The 9,382-nt window shown below is 69.5% G+C and carries 8 protein-coding genes; 1 reads left to right on the top strand and 7 read right to left on the bottom strand.

Annotation, left to right across the window (positions count from 1 at the left end):
* Nucleotides 1-253 precede the first annotated feature (253 nt).
* From VJS38_RS18895 to VJS38_RS18875, 5 genes are read right to left on the bottom strand one after another with little or no spacing between them, the layout of a single operon-like run.
* A complete protein-coding gene (locus tag VJS38_RS18895) occupies nucleotides 254-520 on the bottom strand; it encodes an ATP synthase F1 subunit epsilon (protein WP_324089696.1) in 267 nt (88 codons plus the stop codon).
* A 6-nt stretch (nucleotides 521-526) separates the two neighbouring features.
* On the bottom strand, nucleotides 527-2,071 hold the full coding sequence (gene atpD / locus VJS38_RS18890) for a F0F1 ATP synthase subunit beta (RefSeq protein WP_324089695.1): 1,545 nt from the start codon (nucleotides 2,069-2,071) through the stop codon (nucleotides 527-529).
* A 16-nt stretch (nucleotides 2,072-2,087) separates the two neighbouring features.
* Nucleotides 2,088-2,960 carry a F0F1 ATP synthase subunit gamma gene (locus tag VJS38_RS18885; protein ID WP_324089694.1) on the bottom strand — a complete coding sequence of 291 codons (873 nt, stop codon included), beginning with the start codon at nucleotides 2,958-2,960 and terminating at the stop codon, nucleotides 2,088-2,090.
* A gap of 34 nt (nucleotides 2,961-2,994) precedes the next feature.
* Complete coding sequence (gene atpA / locus VJS38_RS18880) at nucleotides 2,995-4,527, bottom strand: F0F1 ATP synthase subunit alpha (RefSeq protein ID WP_324089693.1); 1,533 nt, start codon at nucleotides 4,525-4,527, stop codon at nucleotides 2,995-2,997.
* A gap of 4 nt (nucleotides 4,528-4,531) precedes the next feature.
* Nucleotides 4,532-5,086 (bottom strand): F0F1 ATP synthase subunit delta, encoded by a 555-nt coding sequence (locus VJS38_RS18875; RefSeq protein ID WP_324089692.1) that lies wholly within the window; start codon nucleotides 5,084-5,086, stop codon nucleotides 4,532-4,534.
* A 305-nt stretch (nucleotides 5,087-5,391) separates the two neighbouring features.
* Between VJS38_RS18875 and VJS38_RS18870 the strand changes: the two genes are divergently transcribed.
* A complete protein-coding gene (locus VJS38_RS18870) occupies nucleotides 5,392-7,386 on the top strand; it encodes a penicillin-binding protein 1A (RefSeq protein ID WP_324089691.1) in 1,995 nt (664 codons plus the stop codon).
* 32 nt (nucleotides 7,387-7,418) lie between these two features.
* Here VJS38_RS18870 and VJS38_RS18865 read toward each other — a convergent pair whose 3' ends face one another.
* Together VJS38_RS18865 and VJS38_RS18860 are read right to left on the bottom strand one after the other, a co-directional pair.
* Nucleotides 7,419-8,156 carry a M48 family metallopeptidase gene (locus VJS38_RS18865; protein ID WP_324089690.1) on the bottom strand — a complete coding sequence of 246 codons (738 nt, stop codon included), beginning with the start codon at nucleotides 8,154-8,156 and terminating at the stop codon, nucleotides 7,419-7,421.
* 11 nt (nucleotides 8,157-8,167) lie between these two features.
* The coding region (locus VJS38_RS18860) for a polyhydroxyalkanoate depolymerase (RefSeq protein ID WP_324089689.1) at nucleotides 8,168-9,382 on the bottom strand (1,215 nt) is incomplete at its 5' end.

Below are 9,382 nucleotides of genomic sequence, written 5' to 3'. Positions count from 1 at the left end.
GGGGTCGTGGGCGTCGGCGGCGTCCGCGCCTGCGCCCCTGTCGTGAGGCCGGCGATCAGGACCAGGCTGGCGATGGCGGTGCGCATAACGGTTCCCCCGTGAGACAACTGGCCGCACTAAAACGAGACCGCGCGCCGGAGGCAAGGGCCGCAAGCTGGAGTTTGCGAAGCAAGGCCGTCCAGTCCATGAAAAAGGGCCCTGCCCGGTGCGAGCAGAGCCCCTTCGATCGCATCGCCGATCGGCGCTTCAGCCGTCAGGCGGCCTCGACCGCATGCTCGGCGAGCACCGTCAGGCCTTCCGGCGTCACGTCGGCGAAGCCGCCGCGGACGTCGAAGGTCCGCACCTGGCCGGCGTTGAACACCCGGATCTGGCCTTCCTTCAGCGTCGTCATGAACGGCGCGTGGCCGGCCAGGACGCCGAAGTCGCCTTCGGCGCCGGGCGCGTCCACCTGGTCGACGTCGCCGACGAAGAGCTCACGCTCCGGCGAGACCAGGGAGAAGTGGAGCTTGTTCGCGGCCATCGGTCTTTAGGCTTCCGCGGCCAGCTTTTCGGCCTTGCGGACCGCGTCCTCGATCGTGCCGACGTTGTAGAAGGCGGGCTCCGGCAGGTGGTCGTACTCGCCGTCGCACAGCGCCTTGAACGAGCGGATGGTGTCCTCGAGGCTGACCAGCACGCCGGGCGTGTTGGTGAACTGCTCGGCCACGTGGAACGGCTGGGACAGGAAGCGCTGGATCTTCCGCGCGCGGGCGACGGTCAGCTTGTCCTCTTCCGACAGCTCGTCCATCCCGAGGATGGCGATGATGTCCTTCAGCGCCTTGTACTGCTGCAGGATCTCCTGCACGCGGCGGGCCACCTTGTAGTGCTCCTCGCCGATCACCAGCGGGTCCATGATCCGCGAGGTGGAGTCCAGCGGGTCCACGGCCGGGAAGATCGCCTGGGCGGCGATGTCGCGGCTGAGAACCGTCGTGGCGTCCAGGTGGGCGAACGAGGTCGCCGGCGCCGGGTCGGTCAGGTCGTCGGCGGGCACGTAGATGGCCTGCACCGAGGTGATCGAGCCCTTGTTGGTCGAGGTGATCCGCTCCTGCAGGTTGCCCATCTCCGTGGCCAGCGTCGGCTGATAGCCCACCGCCGAGGGGATGCGGCCGAGAAGCGCCGACACTTCCGAGCCCGCCTGGGTGAAGCGGAAGATGTTGTCGATGAACAGCAGCACGTCCTTGCCCTCGACGTCGCGGAAGTACTCCGCCTGGGCGAGGCCCGTCAGGGCGACGCGGGCGCGGGCGCCCGGGGGCTCGTTCATCTGGCCGTAGACCAGGGCGCACTTGGAGCCCTCGGTCGAGCCGTTGTTCGCCTTCGGATCGATGTTCACGTTGGACTCGATCATCTCGTGGTAGAGGTCGTTCCCTTCACGGGTCCGCTCGCCCACGCCGGCCAGCACGGAGTAACCGCCGTAGGCCTTGGCGATGTTGTTGATCAGCTCCTGCATCGTCACGGTCTTGCCGACGCCGGCGCCGCCGAACAGGCCGATCTTGCCGCCCTTGGTGTAGGGGCAGAGCAGGTCGATGACCTTGATGCCGGTGACCAGCACTTCGGCCGAGGTCGACTGCTCGGCGAAGGACGGGGCCTCGCGGTGGATCACCGAGGTGTGCTCCAGCGAGATCGGGCCGGCTTCGTCGATCGGGTCGCCGATAACGTTCATGATGCGGCCGAGCGTGGCCGGGCCGACCGGCACGGTGATCGGCTTGCCGGTGTCGACCACCGCCTGACCGCGGGTCAGGCCCTCGGTGGTGTCCATGGCGATGGCGCGGACGGTGTTCTCGCCCAGGTGCTGGGCGACTTCCAGCACCAGGCGGAACGGCTGGCCGGTCTTCTGGTCGGTGTTCGAGGTCTCCAGCGCGTTCAGGATCGCCGGCAGATGGCCTTCGAACTCGACGTCGACGACGGCGCCGATGATCTGGACGATCTTGCCGGAGGCGACGGCGCCCGCCGGGACGACGGCGGCGGCGCTCTTCGCGGCCGCGGCCTTGGCGGGCGCGCGGCGGGTGGTGGTCTTCTTGGCGGGAGCTTCAGACATGTCGGGCTCTTTCGGACTAGATCGCTTCGGCGCCGGAGATGATCTCGATCAGCTCCTTGGTGATCTGCGCCTGGCGGGCTCGGTTCATTTGCAGGGTGAGGCTGGCGATCATGTCGCCGGCGTTGCGCGTGGCGTTGTCCATCGCCGTCATCTGGGCGGCGAAGAAGCCGGCCTGGTTCTCCAGCATGGCGGAGAAGACCTGGGTGGTCAGGTTCCGCGGCAGCAGAGCCTCCAGGATGCCGGCCTCGTCGGGCTCGTACTCATAGGAGGCGCCCTTGAGGTCGACCACCGGGCCGCCCGCCCGCACCTCGGCCGGGATCAGCTGCCTGGCGGTCGGCTGCTGGCTGATCACCGAGACGAAGCGGCTGTAGAACAGCGTCACCACGTCCACGTCGCCGGCCTCGAACAGCTCGCGGATCCTGGCCGCGATCTCCTCGGCGCGCTCCAGCGCCGGGTTGCCGCCGGCTTCGAACTCGCCGACGAACTTGTCGCCGTAGAGCCGGCGCAGCTGATCGCGGGCCTTGCGGCCGACGACCAGGACGCGGACGTCCTTGCCCTCTTTGAGCAAGGAGACGATCCGCTCGCGCGCGGCGCGGACGATCGACGAGTTGAAGCCGCCGGCGAGGCCGCGGTCGGAGGTCGCCACCACCACCAGGTGGCGCTGGGTCGAGCCGGTGCCGACCAGCAGCTTCGGCGCGCCGTCGCCGGACACGCCCGCCGCCAGGTTGGCGATGACCGAGGCCATGCGCTCGGCGTAGGGACGGGCGTTCTGCGCCGCGTCCTGCGCCCGGCGCAGCTTGGCCGCCGCCACCATCTGCATCGCCTTCGTGATCTTCTGCGTGGCTTTCACGCTTCCGATCCGATTGCGCATCTCCTTGAGACTGGCCATCCCTTAAGGTCTCTTTCCCTTTGAGGGGCCGGTCTTAGGCGAAGTTCTGGGCGAAGCCGGTCAGCACCGACTTCAGCTGGTCTTCGACCGGGCCCAGGTCCTTCTTGGTGCGGATGGTGTCCAGCAGGTCCTGGTGCTGGGCGTGCATGTGGCTGATCAGCTCGCTCTCGAAGCGGCCGACGTCGGCGGTCGGCACCTTGTCGAGGAAGCCGCGGGTGCCGGCGTAGACCGACACCACCTGCTCTTCGACCGCCAGCGGCGAGTACTGCGGCTGCTTCAGGAGCTCGGTCAGGCGCTCGCCGCGGGCCAGCATGCGCTGGGTGGCGGCGTCGAGGTCCGAGCCGAACTTCGCGAAGGCGGCCATTTCCCGGTACTGGGCGAGCTCGCCCTTGATCGGGCCGGCGGCGACCTTCATCGCCTTGATCTGGGCCGAGGAGCCCACGCGGCTGACGCTGATGCCGACGTTCACCGCCGGACGGATGCCCTGGAAGAACAGGTCCGTCTCGAGGAAGATCTGGCCGTCGGTGATCGAGATCACGTTGGTCGGGATGTAGGCCGACACGTCGTTGGCCTGGGTCTCGATGATCGGCAGGGCGGTCAGCGAGCCCGATCCATTATCCGCATTGAGCTTCGCAGCGCGCTCAAGGAGCCGGCTGTGCAGGTAGAAGACGTCGCCCGGATAGGCTTCGCGGCCGGGCGGGCGGCGCAGCAGCAGCGACATCTGGCGGTAGGCGACGGCCTGCTTGGAGAGGTCGTCGTAGATGATCACGGCATGCATGCCGTTGTCGCGGAACCACTCGCCCATGGCGCAGCCGGCGAACGGAGCGAGGAACTGGAGCGGCGCCGGCTCGGAGGCGGTCGCCGAGACGATGATGGTGTAGTCGAGCGCGCCGCGCTCCTCGAGCGTCTTGACGATCTGGGCGATGGTCGAGCGCTTCTGGCCGATGGCGACGTAGATGCAGTAGAGCTTGGCGCTCTCGTCGCCGCCGGCGTTCACCGCCTTCTGGTTCAGGATGGTGTCGATGGCGACGGCGGTCTTGCCCGTCTGACGGTCGCCGATGATCAGCTCGCGCTGGCCGCGGCCGATCGGGATCAGGGTGTCGATCGCCTTCAGGCCCGTCTGCACGGGCTCGTGCACCGACTTGCGCGGGATGACGCCCGGCGCCTTGACGTCGACGCGGCGGCGCTCGGCGATGTTCTGGATCGGGCCCTTGCCGTCGATCGGCTCGCCCAGCGGGTTGACGACGCGGCCCAAGAGGCCTTTGCCGACCGGCACGTCGACGATCTCGCCGAGGCGGCGGACTTCGTCGCCTTCGCGGATGGTGCGGTCTTCGCCGAAGATCACGACGCCGACGTTGTCGCGCTCGAGGTTCAGCGCCATGCCCTTCACGCCGGCGGAGGGGAACTCCACCATCTCGCCGGCCTGGACGTTCTCGAGGCCGTAGACGCGGGCGATGCCGTCGCCGACGGACAGGACCGAACCGACGTCGGAAACGTCGGCTTCCTCACCGAAATTGGCGATCTGCGATTTCAGGATGGCCGAGATCTCGGCGGCGCGGATGTCCATCTTCTTACGCTCTCTTCAGGGCGAACTTCAGGGAATCGAGCTTCGAGCGGAGCGAAGCGTCGAACAGTCGGGAGCCGACCCGCACCTTGATGCCGCCCAGGATGGCGGGATCGACGCGGGTCTCGATCAGCGGGTCCTTGCCGAGCGCCAGGCGCAGCGCCTGGGCGACGCCCTTGGTCTGGGCGGCGGTCAGCGGCAGGGCGGTGGTCACCTGGGCCTGGACCTCGCCGCGCGCGTCGGCGGCCAGGCGCTCGTAGGCGCTGATGACGGCGGCGAGCGCGCCGGCCCGGCCGTTCGCGGCCAGGAGCCCGAGGAACTTCTTGGTGGTGGCGGTAAAGCGGGCCTTGTCGGCGATCGCCGCCAGCCCCTTGCTCTTGTTCTCGGCCGAGAACGCCGGCGAGGCCAGGAGAACGCGAAGGTCGCCGCTCTCGGCGATCGCCGCCTTGAGCGACTTCAGGTCCGCCTCGACCTTGGCCACTTCGCCCTGATCCTTCGCGAGATCGAACAGGGCCTGGGCATATCTGCCACCGACATTCGAAGTCTGGGGATCTTCCGCCACTTAATTGTCCGTCCGGTGCGCAACGAGAGCTGCAGCGAAGTTTGCTTTCCGCTACAGCCCAACTGCTTGGAAACGCTTGGAAAAAGCAGAAAGGGAGCAGAAGCCCGAGAGCCCCTCGCCCACAGCCGCGGGCCTGATAGCACGCAGATTTCGGCGTCGCAACCGAACGGTAGCGCACAACCGTCGCAGGGTCGACGCCTGCGGCGACGGGCCCGCGCATTCAGCGCGCGTCCATGTTGTTGCCGCTAGAGGGGCGGTGCTAAGGGAGCACGTCTTCGGGCGGGCGGCTTTAAACAGGACGACACATGGCCAAAGCGCAGTCGCCCAATTCGGGCGGTCGCGAACCTCGCGAGCCTCGCGGCGGCGGCCGGCGCTCGCCCTGGAAGTCCCTGGCCTACTGGACCGCGGTGCTCGGCGTCTGGGCGCTGATCTTCGTGCTGGCCTTCTTCGCCGTCTTCTCGGTGGACCTGCCCGACACCTCCAAGCTCTACGACGTCAAGCGCCAGCCCTCGGTCTCCTACCTCGACCGGTCGGGCGCGATGATCGCGGTGCGCGGCAGCCAGTACGCCCCGCCGGTCGACCTCGACAAGCTGCCGCCCTATGTGCCCAAGGCCTTCATCGCCATCGAGGACCGCTGGTTCTACTGGCACCTGGGGTTCAACCCGTGGGGCATCGCGCGCAGCACCTATTACAACCTGGCGCACCGCGGGGGCCCCTTGCGCGGCGGCTCGACCATCACCCAGCAGCTGGCGCGCAACCTGTTCCTGACGCCCAACCAGACCTATCGGCGCAAGGCCCAGGAGCTGATCCTGGCGGTCTGGCTGGAGGCGCGGTTCTCGAAGAAGCAGATCCTCGAGCTCTATCTCAACCGGGTCTATTTCGGCGCCGGCGCCTACGGCATCGAGGCCGCCTCTCAGCGCTACTTCAACAAGCCCGCCTCGCAGCTCACCGTCGGCGAGTCCGCCATCCTGGCCGGTCTGATGAAGGGGCCCTCGCGCTATTCGCCGGTGGCGGCCACCGACCGCGCGAGCCGCCGGGCCACCACCGTGCTCGACGAGATGGTGCGCATCCACGCGATCACCCCGGAACAGCGCGACCAGGCGCTGCGCACGCCGGTGACGGTCAATCCGGTGCTGGCCAACCAGCGGGCGCAGTACTTCGTCGACTGGGTGGACGACCAGGTGCGCAACCTGGTCGGCGAGCCGACCGAGGATCTCGTGGTGGAGACCACGCTGGACCTGCCGCTGCAGGCGACGGCCGAGCAGTCGCTGCAGAACGGCGTCGCGGCGGCCAAGGGCCAGGGGGTGCAGCAGGGCGCGCTGATCTCGCTCGACGGCGAAGGCCGGATCCGCGCCTACGTCGGCGGCGCCAGCTATCTGCAGAGCCAGTTCGACCGCGTCACCATGGCCAGGCGCCAGGCCGGCTCCAGCTTCAAGCCGTTCGTCTATCTGACGGCGATGGAGGCCGGGCGCACGCCGGACACGCCGGTGGTCGACGAGCCGATCGCCATCGGCGCCTGGCAGCCGCGCAACTACACCGGCAAGTACCTGGGACCGATCACGCTGCAGGTGGCGCTGAAGGAGTCGATCAACACCGTCGCCGCCCGGCTGGCGAACGAGGTCGGCACCGCCAACGTCGCCGCCACCGCGCATAGGTTGGGGATCACCTCGCAGATCCAGCTCGACCCGTCGATGGCCCTTGGGGCGGTCGAGGTCAGTCCCCTGGAGATGGCCCAGGCCTATGCGCCGCTCTCGAACGGCGGGTTCTACGCCAAGGGCTACGGCATCGAGCGGATCCGCACCGCCAGCGGCCGCGTGCTCTACGACCACGGCGCCGGCCAGGGCGAGCGCCGCGCCGTCATAGGCCAGCCGGCGCTGGCCTATATGAACGAGATGATGCGCCAGGTGCTGGTCTCCGGCACGGGCGTGCGCGCCCACGTCCCCGGCTACGACGAGGCCGGCAAGACCGGCACCACCAGCGACTACCGCGACGCCTGGTTCATCGGCTACACGGGCGGCTTCGTCACCGCCGTCTGGGTCGGGCGTGACGACAACACCCCGATGAAGAAGGTGACCGGCGGCGCCGCGCCTGCAGGCATCTGGCACGACTACATGGCCCAGGCCCTGCCCCGGCTGCAGTCCGCCCCGATCCCCGGCAGCGAGCTGCCGGCGCCCCAGCCGCAGCTGACCCAGGACCCGATCGGCGACGTCCTCAGCGGCGCCGTGCCGGCCGGCGGTGTTCCGGCGCCGGGGCCCGGCTATGCGCCGCCGCCGCAGGACCCGAACACGCCGCCGTATTGACCTTCCTTTCCCGCGCAGCGGGAGAGGAGGAACTACCTCCCGAAGGCGTGCAGCCTGGCGCCCTCCGCCCGCAGCCAGTCGCGATGGGGGCGCGCCTCGCCGACCAGCGCCTTCACATGGGCCCAGAACCTCGGCCCATGGTTGAGCTCCAGAAGGTGCGCGCACTCGTGGGCGGCGACGTAGTCGGCCACCGCGAAGGGCGCCAGCGCCAGGCGCCAGGAGTAGCGGATCGAGCCCGGCGCGCCCGCGCGCCCCGGGCGGCAGGAGCCCCAGCGGCCCTTGGCGTCGGCGACCGCCACCTTCGGCATCGGCGCACCCAGCAGAGCCGCGTAGTGGGCGGTGCGCGCCGTCAGCACCTCGAGCGCACGCTTCTTGATGACCAGGATCACGGCGCGGGCGTAGCCCTCGCCCTCGCCCATGGCGCAGATGCGGGCTGGATAGTGCTCGGTCGCGGCGAGCCAGCGGGCGCGCCCGGTCCCGGCCTCCAGCCGCACGGTCTCGCCGAACACCTGCAAGGTCATGCCCGGCGCGACCGGCGCCGCCTCCGGCAGCTCGGCGATGCGCTCGGCGATCCAGGCCGCGCGCTCGCGGGCGAAGGCGGCGGCCTCGCCGAGCCGGCGGGCGGAGGGCGCGGTGGCGACGATCTCGCCGCGCGCGCGGTCGAGGCGCAGCGACACCCGCCTCGCACGGCGATGGATCTTGAGGGTGACCACGGCGCCGGCCACGCTCAGCCGGTCGCCGTCGGCGAAGGCGCGGCCGAACGGACTCATCGTCCGGAAATCTAGGCCGTGACGACCTGCTTGTCGAAGGCCGGCTGGGTGCGACGGATGAACGCCCGGATGCGGGGATAGGTCTCCTCGCGGAAGCGTCGGCCGTTGAAGACCCCGTAGTGGCCGACGTGCGGCTGGACGTAGTCTTCCTTCAGGTGGTCCGGCAGGCCGGTGCAGAGCGCGTGCGCCGCCTGGGTCTGGCCGATCCCGGAGATGTCGTCGTGCTCGCCCTCGATGGTGAGCAGGCCGATGTCCTTGATCGCCGCCGGACGCACCAGGCGGCCGCGGTGGGCGAGTTCGCCCTTCGGCAGCAGATAGCGCTGGAACACCTTGTCGATGGTCTGGAGATAGAACTCCTCGGTGAGGTCCAGCACCGAGAGGTACTCGTCGTAGAACTCCAGGTGCTTGTCCGCGGAGTCGCCGTCGCCGCGCATCAGGTTCTGCAGATAGTGCAGGTGCGCCTGCTGGTGCCGCTCGAGGTTCATCGACATGAAGGCGGCCAGCTGCACGAAGCCTGGATAGACCCGGCGGCCGACGCCGGCGTAGGGCGGCGGCACGGTGTGGATGACGTGGGATTCGAACCAGGCGAAGGGCTTCTCCTCCGCCAGCCGGTTGGTCACCGTGGGCGAGAGGCGCGCGTCGATCGGCGAGCCCATGAAGGTCATCGAGGCCGGGCGGGCGTCCTCGTCGTCCTCGGCCATCAGGGCGGCGGCGGCGAGCGTCGGCGGTCCCGGCTGGCAGACCGCGACCACATGCGCCCGCGGGCCCACCGCGCGCAGCATGTCGCGGATGTGGTCGATGAAGTCGTGGAAGTCGAACCGGCCGTCCATCACCGGCACGTTGCGGGCGTTGGCCCACTCGGTGACATAGACCTCATGGTCCTGCAGGAAGGTCTGCACCGTGCCGCGCAGCAGGGTCGCGTAGTGGCCCGAAAGCGGCGCCACCAGGAGCACCGCGGGCTCCAGCTCGCGCCGGCCGGCAAGCCGCAGGTCGCCGGCGTCGCGGGCGAAGTGGGTGAGCTTCACCCACGGCGAGCTCCATTCGGTCCCCTCGCAGACCCGCACGCGCCGGCCGCCGATGTGGACCTCGTCGACGCCCCATTCGGGACGCCCGTAGCGGCGGGTCAGGTTCACGAACAGGTCCGCGCCGGCGTAGATGCGCCGCGCCGCCTCGCTGTCGCGGGCGGGATTGAGCGGCGAGCTCCAGAAGTCGCGCGCCATCAGGGC

The sequence above is a fragment of the Phenylobacterium sp. genome (assembly GCF_035276905.1).
GTDB lineage: Bacteria > Pseudomonadota > Alphaproteobacteria > Caulobacterales > Caulobacteraceae > Phenylobacterium.
This window is presented reverse-complemented; position numbering and strand designations above follow the sequence as displayed.

Coding starts and splice junctions, on each gene's coding strand:
- atpA (WP_324089693.1), bottom strand. CDS start 4,527: ATGGACATCCGCGCCGCCGAGATCTCGGCCATCCTGAAATCGCAGATC.
- VJS38_RS18895 (WP_324089696.1), bottom strand. CDS start 520: ATGGCCGCGAACAAGCTCCACTTCTCCCTGGTCTCGCCGGAGCGTGAG.
- VJS38_RS18870 (WP_324089691.1), top strand. CDS start 5,392: ATGGCCAAAGCGCAGTCGCCCAATTCGGGCGGTCGCGAACCTCGCGAG.
- atpD (WP_324089695.1), bottom strand. CDS start 2,071: ATGTCTGAAGCTCCCGCCAAGAAGACCACCACCCGCCGCGCGCCCGCC.
- VJS38_RS18865 (WP_324089690.1), bottom strand. CDS start 8,156: ATGAGTCCGTTCGGCCGCGCCTTCGCCGACGGCGACCGGCTGAGCGTG.
- VJS38_RS18885 (WP_324089694.1), bottom strand. CDS start 2,960: ATGGCCAGTCTCAAGGAGATGCGCAATCGGATCGGAAGCGTGAAAGCC.